22 protein-coding genes are annotated in these 19718 nt (G+C 66.8%); 9 read left to right on the top strand and 13 right to left on the bottom strand.

Annotation, left to right across the window (positions count from 1 at the left end):
• Window positions 1-79 precede the first annotated feature (79 nt).
• From ARC63_RS19400 to ARC63_RS19370, 7 genes are all read right to left on the bottom strand, one after another.
• Window positions 80-1510: a replicative DNA helicase gene (locus tag ARC63_RS19400; RefSeq protein WP_010486827.1), complete on the bottom strand. Its 1431-nt coding sequence runs from the start codon at window positions 1508-1510 to the stop codon at window positions 80-82.
• A 212-nt stretch (window positions 1511-1722) separates the two neighbouring features.
• Complete coding sequence (locus tag ARC63_RS19395; RefSeq protein WP_057504167.1) at window positions 1723-2283, bottom strand: NADPH-dependent FMN reductase; 561 nt, start codon at window positions 2281-2283, stop codon at window positions 1723-1725.
• Window positions 2284-2349: 66 nt separating this feature from the next.
• The gene (gene asnB, locus ARC63_RS19390; protein ID WP_057504166.1) at window positions 2350-4293 is read right to left on the bottom strand and encodes an asparagine synthase (glutamine-hydrolyzing); all 1944 of its coding nucleotides are present in this window, start codon (window positions 4291-4293) and stop codon (window positions 2350-2352) included.
• A gap of 3 nt (window positions 4294-4296) precedes the next feature.
• Window positions 4297-6576, bottom strand: a complete 2280-nt coding sequence (locus ARC63_RS19385) for a thiamine pyrophosphate-dependent enzyme (protein WP_057504165.1) — start codon at window positions 6574-6576, stop codon at window positions 4297-4299.
• Between the two features lie 77 nt (window positions 6577-6653).
• Window positions 6654-7310 carry a glutathione S-transferase family protein gene (locus ARC63_RS19380; RefSeq protein ID WP_057504173.1) on the bottom strand — a complete coding sequence of 219 codons (657 nt, stop codon included), beginning with the start codon at window positions 7308-7310 and terminating at the stop codon, window positions 6654-6656.
• A 164-nt stretch (window positions 7311-7474) separates the two neighbouring features.
• Window positions 7475-8014 carry a GNAT family N-acetyltransferase gene (locus ARC63_RS19375; RefSeq protein ID WP_010486816.1) on the bottom strand — a complete coding sequence of 180 codons (540 nt, stop codon included), beginning with the start codon at window positions 8012-8014 and terminating at the stop codon, window positions 7475-7477.
• A 126-nt stretch (window positions 8015-8140) separates the two neighbouring features.
• On the bottom strand, window positions 8141-8986 hold the full coding sequence (locus tag ARC63_RS19370) for a glycine zipper 2TM domain-containing protein (RefSeq protein ID WP_049409337.1): 846 nt from the start codon (window positions 8984-8986) through the stop codon (window positions 8141-8143).
• A gap of 163 nt (window positions 8987-9149) precedes the next feature.
• Here ARC63_RS19370 and ARC63_RS19365 point away from each other — a divergent pair, with 163 nt between their 5' ends.
• Together ARC63_RS19365 and ARC63_RS19360 are read left to right on the top strand one after the other, a co-directional pair.
• Entirely contained in the window at window positions 9150-9368 is a 219-nt protein-coding gene (locus tag ARC63_RS19365) for a DUF6116 family protein (RefSeq protein WP_010486812.1), read from the top strand.
• On the top strand, window positions 9365-10138 hold the full coding sequence (locus ARC63_RS19360; protein ID WP_057504164.1) for a TatD family hydrolase: 774 nt from the start codon (window positions 9365-9367) through the stop codon (window positions 10136-10138). The genes ARC63_RS19365 and ARC63_RS19360 overlap by 4 nt, the downstream gene beginning before the upstream one ends.
• Window positions 10139-10171: 33 nt before the next feature.
• Here ARC63_RS19360 and ARC63_RS19355 read toward each other — a convergent pair whose 3' ends face one another.
• A complete protein-coding gene (locus tag ARC63_RS19355) occupies window positions 10172-10996 on the bottom strand; it encodes a tRNA threonylcarbamoyladenosine dehydratase (RefSeq protein ID WP_010486808.1) in 825 nt (274 codons plus the stop codon).
• A gap of 80 nt (window positions 10997-11076) precedes the next feature.
• On the opposite strand from ARC63_RS19355, the gene ARC63_RS19350 reads away from it, so the two are divergent.
• Entirely contained in the window at window positions 11077-11511 is a 435-nt protein-coding gene (locus ARC63_RS19350; RefSeq protein WP_043401586.1) for a cytochrome c, read from the top strand.
• A gap of 136 nt (window positions 11512-11647) precedes the next feature.
• Window positions 11648-12142, top strand: coding sequence for a glycine zipper 2TM domain-containing protein (locus ARC63_RS19345; protein ID WP_010486804.1), 495 nt, complete (start codon window positions 11648-11650; stop codon window positions 12140-12142).
• 72 nt (window positions 12143-12214) lie between these two features.
• Here the strand turns inward: ARC63_RS19345 and ARC63_RS19340 are convergent, their stop codons facing one another.
• Window positions 12215-12424 (bottom strand): cold-shock protein, encoded by a 210-nt coding sequence (locus tag ARC63_RS19340; RefSeq protein ID WP_010486802.1) that lies wholly within the window; start codon window positions 12422-12424, stop codon window positions 12215-12217.
• Window positions 12425-12659: 235 nt separating this feature from the next.
• Here ARC63_RS19340 and ARC63_RS19335 point away from each other — a divergent pair, with 235 nt between their 5' ends.
• The 3 genes from ARC63_RS19335 (at window position 12660) to arsC (ending at window position 14760) form a co-directional block, all read left to right on the top strand.
• The gene (locus ARC63_RS19335) at window positions 12660-13145 is read left to right on the top strand and encodes a DUF456 domain-containing protein (RefSeq protein ID WP_019337375.1); all 486 of its coding nucleotides are present in this window, start codon (window positions 12660-12662) and stop codon (window positions 13143-13145) included.
• Window positions 13146-13264: 119 nt separating this feature from the next.
• Window positions 13265-14419: a phospholipase A gene (locus tag ARC63_RS19330; RefSeq protein ID WP_057504163.1), complete on the top strand. Its 1155-nt coding sequence runs from the start codon at window positions 13265-13267 to the stop codon at window positions 14417-14419.
• Window positions 14419-14760: an arsenate reductase (glutaredoxin) gene (gene arsC, locus ARC63_RS19325; protein ID WP_057504162.1), complete on the top strand. Its 342-nt coding sequence runs from the start codon at window positions 14419-14421 to the stop codon at window positions 14758-14760. The genes ARC63_RS19330 and arsC overlap by 1 nt, the downstream gene beginning before the upstream one ends.
• A 94-nt stretch (window positions 14761-14854) precedes the next feature.
• On the opposite strand, the gene ARC63_RS19320 is transcribed toward arsC, so the two are convergent.
• The 4 genes from ARC63_RS19320 to ARC63_RS19305 all read right to left on the bottom strand — a co-directional run bounded on the left by ARC63_RS19320 (window position 14855) and on the right by ARC63_RS19305 (window position 17990).
• Window positions 14855-15490, bottom strand: a complete 636-nt coding sequence (locus ARC63_RS19320) for a glutathione S-transferase family protein (RefSeq protein WP_057504161.1) — start codon at window positions 15488-15490, stop codon at window positions 14855-14857.
• 58 nt (window positions 15491-15548) lie between these two features.
• The gene (locus ARC63_RS19315; protein ID WP_043401568.1) at window positions 15549-15884 is read right to left on the bottom strand and encodes a hypothetical protein; all 336 of its coding nucleotides are present in this window, start codon (window positions 15882-15884) and stop codon (window positions 15549-15551) included.
• 75 nt (window positions 15885-15959) lie between these two features.
• Window positions 15960-16355, bottom strand: a complete 396-nt coding sequence (locus ARC63_RS19310; RefSeq protein ID WP_057504160.1) for a hypothetical protein — start codon at window positions 16353-16355, stop codon at window positions 15960-15962.
• Between the two features lie 117 nt (window positions 16356-16472).
• Window positions 16473-17990: a fumarate hydratase gene (locus ARC63_RS19305; RefSeq protein WP_033832916.1), complete on the bottom strand. Its 1518-nt coding sequence runs from the start codon at window positions 17988-17990 to the stop codon at window positions 16473-16475.
• Between the two features lie 147 nt (window positions 17991-18137).
• Here ARC63_RS19305 and ARC63_RS19300 point away from each other — a divergent pair, with 147 nt between their 5' ends.
• Window positions 18138-19034 (top strand): RNA polymerase sigma-70 factor, encoded by an 897-nt coding sequence (locus tag ARC63_RS19300; RefSeq protein WP_057504159.1) that lies wholly within the window; start codon window positions 18138-18140, stop codon window positions 19032-19034.
• Between the two features lie 36 nt (window positions 19035-19070).
• Window positions 19071-19520 carry a carboxymuconolactone decarboxylase family protein gene (locus ARC63_RS19295; protein WP_010486783.1) on the top strand — a complete coding sequence of 150 codons (450 nt, stop codon included), beginning with the start codon at window positions 19071-19073 and terminating at the stop codon, window positions 19518-19520.
• Window positions 19521-19718 lie beyond the last annotated feature (198 nt).

Below are 19718 nucleotides of genomic sequence, written 5' to 3'. Positions count from 1 at the left end.
CACGCCACATACGGACGTTTGGTGTTTCGAATGGTTTGCCGGCCAGGAGGAGATTGCCGGCCAGCGGCCGGCACGCCTGTTACTCGAACGAGCCGACCGAATCGTGGGCCAGGTTGTCGAAGCGGGTGTATTCGCCGAAGAACTTCAGCTTGCACGAACCGGTCGGGCCACCACGGTGCTTGCCGATGATGATCTCGGCCAGGCCCTTGTCCGGCGAATTTTCCTTGTTGTAGTAATCGTCGCGGTAGATGAAGACGATCATGTCCGCGTCCTGCTCGATTGCGCCCGATTCGCGAAGGTCGGCCATCACCGGGCGCTTGTCGGTACGTGTTTCCAGCGAGCGGTTGAGCTGCGACAGCGCGATCACCGGCACGTGCAGTTCCTTGGCCAGGCCCTTCAGCGAACGCGAGATCTCCGAGATTTCGGTCGCGCGGTTTTCGCTGTTGCCCGGCACGCTCATCAGCTGCAGGTAGTCGATCACCACCAGGCCCAGGTCGTGCTCGCGCTTGAGGCGGCGGCACTTGGAACGCAGCACTTCCGGCGACACGCCCGGCGTATCGTCGATGAAGATCTTGGTTTCCTTCAGCATCTTGATCGCACTGGTGACGCGGCTCCAGTCCTCGTCTTCCAGCTGGCCGGTACGCAGGCGCTGCGCGTTGATGCGGCCGTTGGAGGAAATCAGGCGCATCGCCAGCTGCGATGCCGACATTTCCATCGAGAACACCGCCACGCCCTTCTTCGATTTGATCGCCGCGTACTCGGCGATGTTCAGCGCAAAGGTGGTCTTGCCCATGGCCGGGCGCGCAGCCAGGATGATCAGGTCGGTCGGCTGCAGACCGGAGGTCATCGCATCGAAATCGTTGTAGCCGGTCGGCAGGCCGGTGATGTTGCCGCCGTTCTCGAAGCGGCTGCGCAGCTCTTCGAAGGCATCCTTCAGTGCACCGGGCATCGCCACGAAATCGGTACGGCCGCGTGCGCCCTGTTCGGCGATGGCGAACACGCTCTTTTCCGCCGATGCCAGCAGCTCGCTGCTCTCACGGCCCTCAGGCTGGAAACCATCGTTGACGATGTCGGTGCCCACCTGGATCAGCTGCCGCAGCACCGCCTTGTCACGCACGATCTCGGCGTAGGCCACGATGTTGGCCGCCGACGGCGTGGTACTGGCCAGCTCGATCAGATAGGCACCATCGCCCACCAGTTCCATCTTGCCCTGTGATTCGAACCACTCGCCCAGGGTCACCGCATCGAACGGCCGCTCGCGCTCGGACAGCTCACGGATCGCGCGGTAGATCATCTGGTGGTCGCGGCGGTAGAAATCGCCTTCGGTCAGCTGGTCATTGACCCGGTCATAGGCCTCCGGGGCCAGCATCAGGCCACCCAGCACCGCCTGCTCGGCTTCCACCGAATGGGGCGGTACCCGCAACTGGTCGATGCGCGATTCGTCGCGATCGCGATCGAAGCCATCACCGCGCTCTCTGCGGTTGGAACGGAAGCCGGGGCGAGCGGACATGCTGCGGTGTTTCCTGCAAAAGTGGGCCGGACGAGTGTAGGCATGCGCCGACCCCGGCGGCCATGGACAAGCCTGTGGATAAGCCGTGGAGAAACGGGGGATATCCGCCGGTGCCTGGCCAGATTGGCGTGGGGGCGTCGCACTGCCTGCGACGGGCGCCGTTGCGGCACCCGAGCGGGCATTATCGCAGATGGGGGTGGCAACCGCTGGCGTCAATCGCCCTTGACGTGAACCGCGATCAGCGCCAGGAACCGGTCCACATAGCCCTGCAGGAACTTCTGCGTGCCTTCGTTGTGGACCGTGCCGTCGGCATCGATCAGGCCGTCCTTGAAATGGATGAACGCCTCGGGTTGGCCGAGCACGTGCATGTCCAGGAAGGCCAGGCTGTTGCGAAGGTGCTGCTGGGCCACGGCGGTGCCGATCTGGCCGATGGAGGCGCCGATCACCGCCGCCGGCTTGCCGGAAAACGCGCTGTCGCCATACGGGCGGGAGCCGATATCGATGGCGTTCTTCAGTACGCCGGGCACGGACCGGTTGTATTCAGGGGTCACGAACAGCACCGCGTCAGCGGCACGCACCTGATCCTTCAGCCGGGTGCCCTGCGGCGGGTACTGGCCATCGAAATCCTGGTCGTAGAGCGGGAGATCGCCGATCTGCACGTACTGGAAGCGCGCGCGGTTGCCAGCGATCTTCTCCAGCGCATGGGCCAGCCTGCGGTTGCAGGACTCCTTGCGCAGGCTGCCGACGAACACGGCGATGGTGGGGACGGACATAGGGACATACTCCTCACGGTGCGGGAGGCCCAGCCTAGACGCCGGGCCCGTGCCGTCCGGTGAAGATCAGCCGCCGGTCACGCCGGCCCGCACCTGCCGCCAATGCGCCTGCCAAGCCTGGAACATCAGCACGTTCCACAGGTGGGTATGCCACTTGCGCTGGCCGCCCAGGAACTGCTGCCACAGCGGCTGCACCGCCGCCGCCGACAACACGCCTTCGCGCTCCAGGCGAGCCGGCTGCAGCAGGTCTTCGGCCCACGGCCGCAGGTCGCCCTTCAGCCAGTCGCTGACCGGCGCACCGAACCCGCGCTTGGGCCGGTGCACCATCGACTGCGGCACGTAGCGGCCAAGAACGCGCTTGAGCAGCACCTTGCTGGTGGTTTCGCTGCGCTTGAAGCCCAGCGGCAGCGACCAGGCGAACTCGGCAACGCGCCAGTCCAGCAGCGGCGCGCGTGCCTCCAGGCTGACTGCCATCGAGGTGCGGTCGACCTTGCACAGCAGGTCATCCGGCAGGTAGGTCACGTAATCGGCCAGCATCATCGCGTCGGCCGGTGTGCCGGCGCCGTGCAACGGATCGGCCAGGTCGTAGAAGCTGCCGGCAGCCTGCGCGCCCGGCACTGCCGCCGTCGGGTCGCGCCAGCGCGAGATGCGGTTGCGGTACACGTCACCGATGCCACGCGCGCCGGACTCGGCCAACAGCGCGGCCAGGCCGCCGGTACGCGAGGCCTCGCCCTGCTGCTGGGAGCGCGCGCCCATCCAACGCCGCAGCGGCCCTGGCACGCGGCCCAGCATCTGCCAGTTGCGCAGCGCGCGCACATAGCGGGTATAGCCGAAGAACAGCTCGTCACCACCATCGCCGGACAGCGCGACGGTTACGCCCTGCCGCGCCAGGCGGGCGACCAGCGCGGTCGGCACCTGCGAGGCATCAGCGAAGGGTTCGTCGAACATTGCCGGCAACTGCGGCACCACCGCCAGTGCATCGGCACCGCTGACGTAGAGTTCGGTGTGGTCACAGCCCAGATGCGCGGCCAGTTCCTTGGCCAGCGGCGCCTCGTCGTGGCCCGAACCGGTGAAGCCGATACTGAAGCTGTGCACCGGCTGACCGCTCTGTGCCTGCATCAGCGCGGCCACCAGCGATGAATCGGTGCCGCCGGACAGGAACACCCCCACCGGCACGTCGGCCACCATGCGCAGCGCCACTGCGTCGCGCAGCAGCCCGTCCAGCTGTTCCTCGGCCTCTTCGATGCGGCCCTGGAACGGCGCGGCCAGCGCCGCCTGCATGCGTGCCCGCGCATCCCAGTACGGACGCTGCGCCTGTTCCGGGCGATGCGCCGATGCACCCGCCGCGACGGCTTCGGCATCCAGGCGCAGCACGCGGCCCGGCATCAGCTTGTAGCAGCGCTGGTGGATGCTGTGCGGGGCCGGAATGTAGTCCAACCGCAGCAACAGGGTCAGTGCGTCGCGGTCGATGTCGTTGTCGAACGCCGGGTGCTGCCACAGCGCCTTCAGTTCGGAACCGAACACCAGGGTGTCACCGGCCCAGCCGTAGTACAGCGGCTTCTTGCCAACACGATCGCGGGCCAGCCACAGGCACTGCTGCTGGCGGTCCCACAGCGCGATGGCGAACATGCCGTTGCAGCGCTGCAGGGTGTCCTCGATGCCCCATTGCAGGATCGCTGCCAGCAGCACCTCGGTGTCGGAGTGACCACGGAAGGCATGCCCCAGCGGCTCCAGTTCGGCACGCAGGGCGGCAAAGTTGTAGACCTCGCCGTTGTAGGCCATCACGTAGCGACCATCGGACGAGGCCATCGGCTGGTGGCCCAGCGGCGACAGGTCGAGAATGCTCAGCCGGCGGTGCGCCAGCGCGATGCCTGCGCCGGCATCGACCCAGCTGCCGCCATCATCCGGCCCGCGGTGGTGCAGCGCCTCGCCCATGGCCAGGACCTGCGCCTGCAGCACCTCGGCCGACGCCACAGGCGCCGGCAACAACATTCCCGCCAATCCACACATGCATCAAGGTTCCTGCGCCAGTTCAAGGGCGGCGCCAATCACCGCATTGTCGCTTGGAAGCCCGAACATTGCTGCCCCCGCCAGCGGGGTATAGGTATCGGCACCGCAGACCCGGCGCAGCGGCAGATGGCCGAAACCGGCCTCGACCAGTGCGGTCACCACGCCCTCGCCCACCCCGCCACTGTGGCGACCCTCGTCCAGCACCAGCACCCGCCGTGCACTGGCCGCCTGGCTGGCGATGAAGCCCGCATCCAGTGGCACCAGCCAGCGCAGGTCGACCACCCGAACCTGCCAGCCCAGCTGCTGCTCGATCGCCCGCGCCGCGCGCAGCGCCATCGGCACGCCGTTGCCATAGGTGTAGACCACCAGGTCGCCTGCCTCCGGCGCATAGACCCGCCCCTCGCCCGGTACCAGCGCCTGGCCCTGGGCCGGGTAGTCGAACAGCCACTGGCCATCGCCCGGCTCATGCAGGTCCTTGCTCATGTACAGCGCGATCGGCTCCAGGAACACCGCCACACGCCCATCCACCCGGGCCAGCGCCGCCAGCGTGCGCAGCATCATCACCGCATCGTCGCCACGCGACGGGCAACCGACTATCAGGCCGGGAATGTCGCGCAGTGCCGTGATCGAATTATCGTTGTGGAAGTGGCCGCCGAAACCCTTCTGGTATCCCAACCCGGCCACCCGCACCAGCATCGGGTTGCGGTACTGGTCATTGGAGAAGAACTGCAGCGAACACGCTTCGCCGCGCAGCTGGTCGATGGCGTTGTGCAGGTAGGCCAGGTACTGGATCTCCGGAATCGGCAGCATGCCCATGTTGGCCAGGCCCTGCGCCATGCCCAGGATCATGGTTTCGTCCAACAGGGTGTTGAACACCCGGCGTGGGCCGAAGCGGCGCAGCAGATCCTTGGTGACGGTGTAGACACCGCCCTTCTGCGCGACGTCCTCGCCGAACAGCAGGCTCTGCGGATACTTCGCCAGCAGCTCCTGCAGGCCGTGGTTGATCTGGATGGCAAGGTGCCGTGGTGCCTGTCGCTCGGGCAGGGTCTCCGCACCGCCATACAGCGCTTCGCGCATCTCGGCGGGCACCTCGCGCCGCGCTTCAGCCTGCACCGCCGATGGTGTGTACGGCGCCAGTGGCGCCATCACTTCCTGCAGCGACTGCAGCGTCGGGTGGCCTTCGGCGTCGGCGGCCGCCGCCATGCAGCGCGCGCGCATCGTTTCGTAGGCCACTTCGATGGCGGCTGCATCCATCCAGCCCGATTCCATCGCGATCTGCGCCGAGCGCAGCAGCGGATCCTGCGCCTCGGCCGCGCACAGCTCCGGCAGCGCGCGCCATTCCACTTCAAAGTCGGTGCCGGCATGGCCCATCAGGCGCGTGGTACGCAGATGCAGGAAGGTCGGCCGCCGCGTGCGCCGGCAATGTTCCACCGCGGCCTGCACCTGGGCGTGCCCGGTGGCCAGGTCCAGGCCATCGGCGAAGAAATAGTCGAGCCCTGGCTGCCGGCTGAAGCGCTCGGCAATCCAGCCGTCCGGCGTCTTCACCGAAATGCCCAGCCCGTTGTCCTCGCAGACGAACAGGATCGGCGCCGGCAGCTTCTGGTAGGCCGACCACATCGCGGTATTGAACGCGGTCTGCGCGGTGGCATGGTTGGCCGAGGCATCCCCGAACGAGCACAGCACGATGCTATCGGTGGGAACCGGCAGCGCCTGCCCCAACCGCTTGCCGCTCTCGATGGCCAGCGCGGTGCCCAGCGCCTTCGGCAGGTGCGAAGCAATCGTCGAGGTCTGCGGCAGCACCCACAATGGCTTGCTGCCCCACACCTTGTGGCGGCCACCGCTGGCCGGATCATCCGCGCTGGCGGCGAAGGACAGAGCGGCATCGCGCAGCGGGTCGATACCCGGCACCTGGCGTGAACGCTCGGCCATGAAGGCACCGGAGCGATAGTGCAGGAAGGCGGGATCGGTATGCCGGCAGGCCCGCGCCAGCAGCGCATTGCCTTCATGGCCGGAGGAACCGATGGTGTAGAAGACCTTGTTCTGCACGCGCAGCACGCGTGCCATCAGGTCCAGCTGGCGGCTGGCCAGCTGCGAGTCGAACAGTTCGCCGAAAGCAGCGGCGGTGAGCGTGCTGCCCGGCAGGATCGGCGCATCCGGTGCCGGGCGCGGACGCGGGGTGCCGCGCCAGCCACGCACCGCATCGAGGAAGTTGACGTCGCACACTTCGGCGCGGTTGAGCACGCGCATGCGTGCGGGAATCGGATCTGGAACCACAGCGAACATCGAACACCCTCCGTGTCGTTGTTGCATTCGGCCGGGCATGGCCCGGCGCTACCCTGTGGGAGTCACCCTGGTGAGAGTCACGCGGCCTCGAATCGCGAGCGCACTTCGGCGGTCACCGCCGGCATCGGCAGGAAGCGCGGCTGCTCACGCACGCGCTGCAGCCAGGCGCGAACGTCCGGGAACGGCTCCAGGCTGATACCGCCCTCGCCCGCCACATCGGTATAGGCAAACAGGGCGATATCGGCGATGCCGTATCCGCTGCCGGTGAACCATTGTGCCTGGCGCAGGTGCAGCTCCATCACCGCCAGCGCGGTGGCCGCGCGCTCGTGCAGCCGTGGCAGTTCGGCGCGGCGCGGCGAATCGGGGGCGGTCCAGCCGCGGATGAAGCGCGCCACTGCCACGCACGGCTCGTGCGTGTACTGCTCGAAGAACATCCAGCTCAACGCCTGCGCGCGCTCCCAGCCATCAGTGGGCAGGTACGGCGTGCCTTCGGCCAGCCAGAACAGGATCGCGTTGGATTCGGTCAGCACGCGGCCATCGTCGCGGACGATCAGCGGCACCTTGGCATTCGGGTTGAGCGCCAGGAATTCCGGGGTATGGGTCTGGCCGTGGGCACTGTCCACTTCCACCCAGCGGTAACGGCTGCCGAGCTGCTCCAGCAGCAGGCGGACCTTGTGGCAATTACCCGAGACCGACATGCCATGCACCGTCAGCGGGACGCGCGCTTCCACCATTGCCTGCTCCATCACGTCCGGCCGGCGGCCGGCTGCGTGCAGTCTGGCAAGCACGCCGGTGAATGCCAAGCGCGGGTGCAGCATGCGGACAATCTGTAGAGCCGAGCCCATGCTCGGCTGCATTTGGCGAACGGCAGCCGAGCGTGGGCTCGGCTCTACAACCGTCAACGGCGCTGCCGCCACTGCTCGCGCGACTGGCCCCAGATCTGCATCGGCTTGTCGTTGTACGGCGCTGGCAGCTCCCCCATGCGCAGCATCGTGCTGCCGAGCTTGCGCGCGACCGCCCGCGAGTTGTCGTTGTTCTCGGCGATGGTGTGGATCACCTCATCCCACCCGAGCGTGTCGAACGCCCAGTCGATCGCGGCGACCGCAGCTTCCGGCGCATAGCCCCTGCCCCAGCTGGCATGGCGGATGCCCCAGCCGACCTCGGTACCAGGCCAGTCCTGCGGTTGCCAGGGACCCATGCGCCCGATCCAGTCGCCGCTGGATTTCTCGATCACGCTGAACATCGAGAAGCCGAACAGCTGCCAGGCGCCGGCCAGGCTGCAGAAGCCACGCCAGGCCACCGAAGGCGGCTGCACGCCACCGAGGGTGCGCATCGTTTCCTCGTCGGCGCAGAACGCCAGGTAAGGTTCGTAGTCCTCGCGCAGGAGTGGGCGCAGGATCAGGCGCTCTGTTTCGATGCGCAGGTCGAAAATGCTCATGCCGGCTCCATGTCGAAGGAAGCGTCCATGATGGTGGATTCGCGCTCCGCACGGATGAATTTCGCCGGCTGCAACGAAACGGGCCGGCATGAGCCGGCCCGTGGGGTACTGCATGCTGCTTCCAGATTACTGGCGCGTGGTGGCCGCAGTGGCACCGGCGGCAGCGGTCTGCGTGACCAGCTGGCCATCGACCACCGGCAGGCGATCGCTGGCCGGCTTGTTGTCCATGCGCACGGTCTTCTCGGCGCCGTCGTAGCGATAGGTCACGTTGTAGCCCTTCACCACGTCGTTGGTGCCCATGGCGATGCGGTTACCCGGCTTGCTGGCCATGCGCATGGTGCCGGTGGTGCCGTCCTCGTTGCGGTAGGTCACGTTGTAGCCGGTAACACGGCTCGACTCGGAGGTTGCGGTCTCGGTGTGGCACTGGCGCTCGGTACGGTTGACCACGCGGCCACCCACGTGGCGCTTGTCGATCTGGTTGCCGATGAAGCCACCGGCCACGGCACCGGCCGCGGTCGCGGCCTTCTTGCCGTTACCACCGCCGACCTGGTTGCCCAGCAGGCCACCCACCACAGCACCGACCACGGTGCCGCCGACGTTGCCGTCACGTTCCGGCAGGCGCTCCTGCACCGTCACGTCCTGGCAGACTTCATGCGGTGTCTGGGTGGTGGAGGTCTCGCGCACCGCATCGGTGCCGATCACGGTGGCGTAGGCCTTCTGCTTCTCGGTGATCGGGTCGACCTTCAGCACGTCGGCATATTCCAGCCCACGCGGTGCCGACGGGTCGAGCGTGTCACCACGCGCGCCATCGCCAGTGGCGTTGCCATCGACCAGGCGCGATTCGCCATTGGGGGTTCCGGCGCTGATGGAATCAGGCGACGTGTCGCCGCTCTTCATGAAGGCGGCGGTGGCGATACCACCGACCAGCAGCGCGCCCGCTGCGACCAGGACAGTTGTAGTTGTGCTTTTCATGACCTGCTCCTTGCGGACCATCCGCAACGTTCTCGGACCTGATTGCAGCATGCGCTGCCTGAACGGAATCTCCACATTTCCTGCTCATTCCCGTAACCCATTCAGCATCGGGAAATGCTGGGCCCGTGGTAGCGTTTGCATATTCCCCAGGAGGACCCCCGCCATGGCCAACCCGATGCTGCTGCCGGTATTGCAATGGGCGCGCCGGCTGCGCTACCCCACCCTGTTCAAGCTCACCGCAGGCCTGTTCGTGCTGACCCTGTTCATCCCCGACCCGATTCCGTTCGTCGATGAACTGGTGCTCGGCTTCGGCACCCTGCTGCTGGCCAACTGGAAAAGCCGCAACACCGCCACAGCGCCGCCGTCGCTGGAACAGCGTTGAGCCTGCTGGTCGACAGCCACTGCCATCTCGATGCCGGCGGGTTCGACAGTGACCGCGCCGCCGTGATCGCACGCGCGCAGGCCGCTGGCGTGCGCCTGCAGGTGGTGCCGGCGGTGACGGCGGCCAGCTGGCCGAAGCTGCGGGAGGTCTGCCAGCAGGCGCCGGGGCTGTACCCGGCCTACGGCCTGCACCCGATGTTCCTGTCCGAGCACCGGCCCGGCCACCTGCCGCTGCTGCGCGAGTGGATCGAGCGCGAACGCCCCTGCGCGATCGGCGAATGCGGCCTGGACTTCTTTGTCGAAGGCCTGGATGCCGAGACGCAGCAGGCATACTTCCTCGGCCAGCTGCAACTGGCCCGTGAGTTCGAGCTGCCGGTGATCGTGCATGCACGGCGCGCGGTGGACGTGGTGATCGCCGCGATCCGTCGCATCGGCGGCCTGCGCGGCGTGGTGCACAGCTTTTCCGGCAGTCCGGAACAGGCGGCACAACTGCACCGGCAGGGCTTCCTGCTCGGGCTCGGCGGCCCGTTGACCTACGAACGCGCGCAGCGCCTGCAGCGGCTGGTGCGCGACATGCCGCTGGAACAGCTGCTGCTGGAGACCGACGCGCCCGACCAGCCTGACGCCGGCATCCGCGGCCAGCGCAACGAACCGGCACGGCTGGCGGTCATCGCCCGCCACGTGGCCGCGCTGCGCGGGATGGAGCTGGACGCAGTGGCCCAGGCCACGACGGAGAATGCACGACGCCTGTTCGCGCTGCCGGCAATGTAACGGTAGGTGCCGGCCGCTGGCCGGCACGATCCATCACACCTCGCTGGCCTCTACCGCTTCGGCCTTCACTTTCTTCGGCTCCAGCAGCATTTCCAGCGCCTTGCCCACCGCCGCGAACGCGAACGCGCCAGTGATATGGGTCGCCGCACCCAGGCCGGCGCCGCAGTCCAGCTTCAACGCCGCATCGGCGCCAAGGTTCGGGCGGATGCCACAGACGCTGCCATCAGCCTGCGGATACTTCACGTTCTCCAGCGAATACACTGCCGGCACACCGAAATAGCGCTTGGCGTTCTTCGGGAAATTGAACTCGCTGCGCAGCTTCTTGCGGATCAGCGCCAGCATGGCGTCGTGCTCGGTGCGCGAGACGTCGCGGATGCGCACCAGGGTCGGATCGGTACGGCCACCGGCGGCACCGACGGTCAGCAGCGGCAGCTTGCGGCGACGGCACCAGGCAATCGTCTCGACCTTGACCCGGAAGCTGTCGCAGGCATCGATCACCAGATCGAAGCCCCGGTCCAGCAGCTCCGCCATGTTCGACACGGTCAGGAACGCCTGCACGGCATCGACCTCGATATCCGGATTGATCGCGCGGCAGCGCTCGGCCATCGCCTCGGCCTTGTTGCGGCCGTAGTTGCCTTCCATCGCCGGCAGCTGCCGGTTGGTGTTGGAGACGCAGATGTCATCGGCATCGATCAGGGTCAGGTGGCCCACCGCCGAGCGGGCCAGCGCTTCCACCACCCATGAGCCGACGCCGCCCATGCCCACCACCGCCACGCGGCTACCCTGCAGGCGCTCGAGCGCACCCACGCCATACAGCCGTTCGATGCCGGCGAAGCGTTGTTTGACCTGTTCATTCATCCCGCTATTTTAACGTGCAGGCGCCAGCGCCTGCAGCGCGCCGGCATCGAACCCACCGTTGCACGCCCGGAGAGCCCGCCATGAACGCCAGCCCACCCCGCCGTCCGTCCACCGCCTACCGCTATCTGTTCGTGCTCGGCCTGGGACTGTTGATCGGCCTGATCGCCACGGTGATGGTGGGCCGCGCCCTGCAGGCGCGCCGCGACCCGTTCCCGGACAGTCTGATGCAGGTGATGCAACGGCAATCGCAGCTGCTGCAGCAGGCCCAGCAGCAGAACCGCTGCAGCCTGGCCGACAGCGTGCCGCGCCTGCAGGCCCTGCGCCTGCTGTCCAACGACCTCGATCTGGCCTTTCCCGGGCTGAAGGACAACGCGCAGTTCCAGCAGCACGCCAGCCAGCTGCGTGGCAACCTCAACGCCGCCCTGGCCGCGCCGCCCAGCGACTGCACGGCCCTGGCCCAAGTGGTGGAAACCGTGCAGGCCGACTGCCGCGCCTGCCACCAGGACTTCCGCTGAGCCGCATTCATCCTGCAGCCGGGCAAGGCACGCACGGTTGGCGCGTCGTTCACGTTCGAAAGGAGACGATTCGTCCACCCTGCTGCATGACGCAGTACCACCCCAGACACCCGCCTTCACGGCCAGGAGACGCCCCATGAAGATCCAGCTCATTGCCGCCAGCGCCATTGCTACCCTCGCCCTGGCAGGCTGTGCCACCTCGCCTGGCTACGGCGGTGGTGGTTACAACAACGGCTACAACAATGGCGGCTACGGCAACAACGGCGGTTACAACCAGGGCCGCTGCGCTGACTGCGGCATCGTCACCCGCATCAATACCGTGCAGTCCGGCCGTACCGCCCCCAGCGCGACCGGCGCGATCCTGGGCGGCATCGTCGGCGCCGTGGCCGGCCACGAGATCTCCGACCACACCGGTGGCAGCCGTGGCAACAAGAACATCGCCGCCGCTGCGGGCGCAGTCGGTGGCGCGCTGGCCGGCAACCAGATCCAGAAGAACGTGACCAGCGACACCTACGACATCAGCGTGCGCATGGACGATGGCCGCACCATCGTGGTCAACCAGCGTGACCTCGGCGGCATCCGCGAAAACACCTACGTGCGCGTGGTCAACGGCAAGGTCATCCTGCGCTGATCCGCACCGGGCCATGCGCAACGAAAAAGGCCCGCTTGCGCGGGCCTTTTTCATGCCGACAGGCGGCGGGCATTACACCGGCTGCACCTTGTCAGCCTGCAGACCCTTCTGGCCCTGCACGACTTCGAAGCTCACAGTCTGGCCTTCCTTGAGGCTCTTGAAGCCCTGGGTCTCGATGGCGCGGAAGTGCACGAACACGTCCTCGCCATTCTGCCGGCTGATGAAGCCGAAGCCCTTCGCATCATTGAACCACTTTACGGTACCGGTCTCGCGATCAGCCATCTCACTAACTCCCTTTGACTCTCTCTTGTTGTTGGAAACGCCTGGTGGGCGGCTGACAAGCAAGGGGGAAGCGAGGTGCATCGATGCAGCGGATCGGGAAGATCTTGCTTCATCAGGCCACGATCCACGGTGACCTTGCCAAGCTCAGCGACTGCAACTTAACCCGCCCAAAACGAAAAAGCAACTGGCAAAATCTTTCACTGTCAACCCCAAAACGGCCACCATACGGGACAGCATGGGACTCTCATTCATCTTATATCTGCTAGCGGTCATTTTTGTCCTCGTCGGCATCGCCGGGATCATCCTGCCAGCCCTCCCCGGCATCCCGCTGGTATTCATCGGACTGCTGCTGGCGGCCTGGGCCGACGGCTTCGCCCATGTGGGCTGGCCAACCCTGGTCGCACTGGGTGTACTGACCGTGCTCTCGCTGCTGGCGGACGTGCTGGCCACAGTGGTGGGCGCACAACGGGTGGGCGCCAGCCGGAAGGCGCTATGGGGCACGTTCCTCGGCAGCATCGTCGGCCTGTTCTTCATGCCGATCGGCCTGTTCGCCGGCCCGTTGATCGGCGCCCTGCTCGGCGAGTACTGGCACACCCGCGAGCTGGGCCGCTCGACCAAGGTCGGCCTGGCCACCTGGCTCGGCATCCTGCTCGGCCTGGCGCTGAAGCTGGCGGTGGTGATCGCGATGCTGGGGCTGTTCGCCTTCGCCTGGTTCCTGTGACCGGTGCAGCCTTCACGCTACACGCACGCAGTGGCCGTGCATAAACCGTAGGGGCTGGCCGCGATCCGGTACAGCCGCCACACTGTGCGATTCCCGTATTCACCGAAGGGCCTGCTGGAATGACCCTCCCCCCGCTGCTTCCCCGCCTCGCGCCGCTGGCGCTGGCCCTGGCCAGTGCGCCGCTGGCCGCGCAGGAATTCGTGCCCAGCACCGACACTTCGCCGGCGGCGTGTGCCGCCATCACCACCGACGCCGCGCGCCTGGCCTGCTATGACCGCCTGTTCGCGCACACCCCGCAGGCCACGGCCGCTGCCGACGCCGCTGCCGAGGCGGCCGCGCAGGCCCGTCGCGAAGAGCGCCAGACCGCACGCGTGAGCCAGGGCGAAGAGAAACTGCGCGAACGGGTCAGCGACCTGTTCCGTCCGGCAGCATCGGACAGCGCGCTGGCCAACGCCGGACGCGGTTCGCTGCTGGACAGCCGCTGGGAGCTGGCCGAGGACTCCAAGCTGGGCCCGTTCCAGCTGCGTGCCTACAAGCCGGTATACCTGCTGCCGGCGTTCTGGACCAGCGACCGCAACACCACGCCGCATTCGCCGAACCCGGCCAACACGGTCACCACCCCGCAGGTACTCGACAGTGCCGAACTGAAGTTCCAGATCAGCTTCAAGACCAAGATCGCCGAGAACCTGTTCGGCGACAACGGCGATATCTGGGCCGGCTACACCCAGAGCTCGCGCTGGCAGGCCTACAACGGCGAGGATTCGCGCCCGTTCCGCGAAACCAATTACGAGCCGGAAGTGATGATGGTATTCCGCAACGGCTACTCGATCGGTGGCTGGCGCGGGCGCATGACCGGCATCGCACTGAACCATCAGTCCAACGGCCGCGCTGATCCGTTGTCGCGCAGCTGGAACCGGGTGATGCTCAACATCGGCCTGGACCGTGAGAACTGGGCACTGGTGCTGCGACCGTGGTACCGCATTCCCGAGACCCGCAGCGACGACAACAATCCGGACATCGAGGACTACATGGGCCGCGGTGACGCGACCCTGACCTGGAACCGCAACGGCCATGAAGTCTCGCTGATGGCGCGTCATTCGCTGCGCACCGGCAGCCGCTCGCACGGCGCCCTGCAGCTGGATTACGGCTTCCCGATCAGCAACCTGCTGCGCGGCCATGTGCAGATCTTCGACGGCTACGGCGAAAGCCTGATCGACTACAACCACAAAGCCACCTACGTGGGTGTGGGCGTGTCGCTGCTGGAGTGGTTCTGATGGACGTGACGATCTGGCATAACCCGGCCTGCAGCAATTCGCGCGGCGCCCTGAAGCTGATCCGCGATGCGGGCATCGAGCCGGAGGTGATCGAGTACCTCGGCAATCCCCCCGATGTGGCCACACTGCGCCAGGTGCTGGCCGAATCCGGATTGAGCGCGCGTGATCTGGTGCGCAGCAAGGAATCGCAGTTCGCCGAACTGGGCCTGGAAGATGCGGACGAGGCCACGCTGCTGGCCTCGATGGCCGAACACCCGCGCCTGATCAACCGCCCCGTGGTGCGCACGCCCAAGGGCACACGGCTGTGCCGCCCGCCGGAAACGGTGCTGGAGATCCTGTAACCCGCACTGCGTTGGTAGAGCCGAGCCATGCTCGGCTGCATTCATGGACTGCACGCGAACAGCAGCCGAGCATGGCTCGGCTCTACAGAACACGTTACCGCCAGTCGGTGATGCCCTCGCGGCGATACACCTCGGCGAACGCCGGGCGCGCCTTCATCGACGTGGCATGCGCCTTCAGCACCGGCCAGGTGTCGCTGGGCTTCGGCATGCCGCGCGACCAGCGCATCAGCATCACCAGCATGTAGTCGACCACGCAGGGCGTGGCGCCCAGCAGGTAGGGACCATGCACCTGCAGGTGCGTGGCGACATGCTGCCAGGCCGCTTCAAGGCGCTGACGGGCCATCTCGCGGCTCGCCTCGATATTCGCCTCCCCCGCCATTTCATGCGGGTAGAACCAGGCACGATAGGCGGGCTGCAGCGTATTGGCACACCAGAACATCCATCGGTAGGCCTCGGCACGCTGTGGCGTACCCACCGGGGGCAGCAGGTTGGCGTCCGGATGGCGATCAGCCAGGTACAACGCAATGGCCGCCGCTTCGGTCAGTACCAAGCCATCGATCAGCAGCGTCGGCACCACACCGGCCGGATTCAGCGCCAGGTACTCCGCCGACTTGTGCTCGCGCGCGTCGAAATCCAGCAGCACCAACTCGTGCTCGATGCCCAGCTCGATCAACAGCCAATGCACCACGAGGGCGGCAGTACTGGTCGAACCATACAGCGTGGTGCTCATGCGGAAGATCCTGTGCAGGTGGATCCGCCGATTATGCGCCCGCGCGCGCGATCGTTGCTCAGCCGCAGCTGCTCATGCAGGAATCCCGGCGTTCGCCACAGGACATCATCGGCGCGCGCATCGTGCAGTCATGCGCCTTCAGTTCGCAGGCACGGCGCAGTTCGGGGTTGGCAACGTCCTTGCAGCGCTTGTCCGGCGCAGGCACCGCCTGCTGCTCGCAGCTGAAGGCACTGTTGCCGGTGCTGCCCCGCGCCATGCAGCTGCGATAGTCGGCCTGGCACTGCATGCGGCACTGCGAGGAGGCGGAGAAATCCGCACCTTCATAGGATGACGTTGTGCTGCAGCCGGCCAGGACCAGCAGGAACACAGCCGCGACGGATCGATGCAGGCGCATGGGCACATCCAGTGCAGGGGAGTGCCGACCCTAGCAGACTACGGTTACTCGTGCAGGCACCTACGCGTGCCGCGATCAGTACACGGGAATACCGGTGTCGGTGCGGACGTCATTCACGGTACCGCCGCAGGAGAGCAGGCACTGGGCGTACGGGGCACTGCATGAAGGAAGCGCCGGGGGACCGCAGTAGTTGCCGGCACCGTTGCCCCCTTCGCAGTTGTGCCGCTGCTTGTCGTCGGCGATACCACTGCAACGGCTGATGATCCGGCTCTTCTCGCTTCCGCAGCTCCGCTGATCCGATTCGGCACGGGCGCGGTTGTGGAAGTCGCACGTCGCCTTCTGGCTCTCGCAGACCGACGCGCAGATCTTCCCCGCTTCGTGGGTGGGTGGCTCGACGAAATAACGTGGCCCGCAGGCGCTGCACGCCAGCGTAGCGACCAGCAACACGAAAACACGCGACCACTGCAGCACGATGGACTCCCTTCCAGTACGCCGGCCAGTACGTTGGCAGAGCAGGCCGCGCGCGGGCAGGCTGCACACAACAACGGCGCCACGCGGGCGCCGTTGCCTGAAACGGAAGCGGAAGACTTACTCCACCACCACCGGAATCTTGCCGATGCGGGCCTGCCATTCGCGCGGGCCGGTCTTGTGTACCGATTCGCCAGTGGAATCCACTGCCACGGTCACCGGCATGTCCTGCACGGTGAACTCGTAGATCGCTTCCATGCCCAGATCAGCGAAACCGACCACCTTGGCCGCCTTGATCGCCTTGGACACGAGGTAGGCCGAACCGCCGACCGCCATCAGGTAGGCCGACTTGTGCTTCTTGATCGCCTCGATTGCGGCCGGGCCGCGCTCGGCCTTGCCGACCATACCCAGCAGGCCGGTCTGCGCCAGCACCTGCTCGGTGAACTTGTCCATACGGGTCGCCGTGGTCGGGCCGGCCGGGCCCACCACTTCGTCGCGCACCGGATCAACCGGGCCCACGTAGTAGATGAAACGCCCCTTCAGGTCGACCGGCAGTTCCTCGCCCTTGTTGAGCATGTCGACCATGCGCTTGTGCGCGGCGTCACGGCCGGTCAGCAGCTTGCCGTTGAGCAGCAGGGTCTGGCCCGGCTTCCAGCTGGCCACGTCCTCCGGCGTGATCGTGTCCAGGTCCACCCGGGTGCCCTTGGACGCGTCATAGGTCAGCTTCGGCCAGTCCTCCAGCGACGGCGGGTCCAGCATCACCGGGCCGCTGCCGTCCAGGGTGAAGTGCGCGTGGCGGGTGGCCGCGCAGTTCGGGATCATCGCCACCGGCAGGTTGGCCGCGTGGGTCGGGTAATCGTTGATCTTGATGTCGAGCACGGTGGTCAGGCCACCCAGGCCCTGCGCACCGATACCCAGTGCATTGACCTTCTCGTACAGCTCCAGGCGCAGCTCTTCGATGCGGTTGGACGCACCACGGGCCTGCAGCTCGGTGATGTCGATCGGCTCCATCAGCGCTTCCTTGGCCAGCAGCATCGCCTTTTCGGCGGTACCACCGATGCCGATGCCGAGCATGCCCGGCGGACACCAGCCGGCGCCCATGGTCGGCACGGTCTTCAGCACCCAGTCGACGATGGAGTCGGACGGGTTGAGCATGGCGAACTTGGTCTTCGCTTCCGAACCACCGCCTTTGGCGGCAACGATGACGTCGACCTTGTTGCCCGGCACCACCTTGACGTTGACCACGCCCGGGGTGTTGTCCTTGGTGTTGATGCGCTTGCCGGCCGGATCAGCCAGCACCGAGGCGCGCAGCTTGTTGTCCGGGTGCATGTAGGCGCGGCGAACGCCTTCATTGGCCATGTCTTCCACGCCCATGGTGGCGTCATCCCAACGCACGTCCATGCCGATTTCCAGGAACACGGTGACGATGCCGGTGTCCTGGCAGATCGGGCGGTGGCCTTCGGCGCACATCCGCGAATTGATCAGGATCTGGGCCATCGCTTCCTTCGCGGCCGGCGACTCCTCGCGTTCGTACGCGGCGGCGAGGTTCTTGATGTAGTCGACCGGGTGGTAGTACGAGATGTACTGCAGCGCGTCGGCGATGGACTGGATGAGGTCTTCCTGCTTGATCGATGTCACGTCTTGCTCGCTTGCTCGAGGCTGGCGGGGGTAATCCGCCCATTTTACCCCCTCCCCCGGCCGCGGGGTGGTAGTGCCGGCCGCCGGCCGGCACTATCCGCGCAAGCCCTCTGTCACGCCATGCGCCACTGCGGCGTCCTTGCCCACATGAACGCTGAAACCGCTTTCCATACCCACCGCCCGCGCCTGATGGCCCTGGCCTACCGCCTGCTCGGCAGCCGCGCCGACGCCGAAGACGTCGTCCAGGATGCCTGGCTGCGCTGGTCCGGCGCCGACCCGGCGGCCGTCCGCGACCCCGAAGCCTGGCTGGTCACCACCACCACCCGGCTTGGCCTGGACCGGCTGCGCGCGGCCAAGCGCGAGCGCATGCACTACGTCGGTCCCTGGCTGGCCGAGCCACTGGCGGTCACCCTGGAGCCCGACCCGGCGCCCGGCCCGGCGCAGCTGCATGCGCTGGCCGACGATGTCTCGGTCGCCTTCCTGACCCTGCTCGAACAGCTCGGCCCCGAGGAACGCGCCGCCTTCCTGCTGAAGGAGGCGTTCGACCACGACTACCGCGAAATCGCCGACCTGATCGGCCACAGCGAAGCCAACTGCCGGCAGCTGGTGCATCGGGCCCGGCAGCGCCTGCAATCCGGGCGCCCACGCTTCAATGCCGATGCCAGCCAGCACCGGCAGTTGCTGACGCGCTTCATGGATGCCTCGCAGCGCGGCGACAGCGAGGCGATCCAGGCCCTGCTGCACGCCAACGCGCTGCTGGTCTCCGACGGCGGCGGCGTGGTTACCGCCGCGATCCGCCCGCTGCTGGGCGCCGAGCGCATCGGCCGCCTGTTCTGGGCCATCGCACGTCGTGGCGCGGTGCATCCGGCGCAGCTGGGCTACGTCAACGGCGAGCCGGCGATCCTGCGCTTCCATGGCGATCGGCTGCACTCGGTCACCACCATCGAAGTGGTCGATGGCCGCATCGCCAACGTGTACAGCGTGCTGAATCCGGAAAAGTTGCCGATCGTTGTCACGCACGGTGACGGCACGGCGTCCTCGTAATGACAGGCGGCCATCGTGGCCGCCGTGGAGCCGAAAATGTCCGACCACACCTCTCCCCGCGTCCCCTACACCCGCCTGGCCGCCGAGGCCTTCAAGGGCCTGTTGGCCACCAGCCAGGCGGTGCATGACAGTTCGATCGACCCAACCCTGATGGAACTGGTGTTCCTGCGCGTGTCGCAGCTCAACGGCTGCGGCTACTGCATGGACATGCACGGCACCGCGCTGCGCAAGGGCGGCATCGAGCCGCGCAAGCTGGACACCCTGCCCGCGTGGCACGAAAGCCGCTTCTTCGATGCACGCGAACGCGCAGCACTGGGCTGGGCCGAGGCGCTGACCCGTTTGACCGACGGTGCGCCGTCGCAGGCGGCGTTCGATGCACTGGCACCGCACTTCGATGAGAAGGGCATCAGTGACCTGAGCATGGGCATTGCCGTGATCAACGCCTGGAACCGGCTGGGCGCGGGCCTGCTGCCACCGCTGCCGTAAGAGGGTTTTGTTGGCCGGGCTGCCGCCCGGCACCCGCAGAGGCAACAACCAGAGCAACATCAAAAGCCGGCGCTACTGTGGGTTGGCGGGGCGGGTCAGGTCGCAGGGGACGCTGCAAGTACGTCCATGTAAGCTCGGTCGCCGCTTGCTCGTGTGCGCTGTCCTGCGCACACGGCAAGACCGGAGTTGGGCGTCCTT

Origin of the sequence: Stenotrophomonas geniculata ATCC 19374 = JCM 13324 (assembly GCF_001431625.1) — a bacterium.
In the GTDB taxonomy this organism is placed as follows: Bacteria; Pseudomonadota; Gammaproteobacteria; order Xanthomonadales; family Xanthomonadaceae; genus Stenotrophomonas; species Stenotrophomonas geniculata.
The sequence above is the reverse complement of the archived record's forward strand: the minus strand, read 5'-3'. Positions and strand labels throughout refer to the sequence as shown.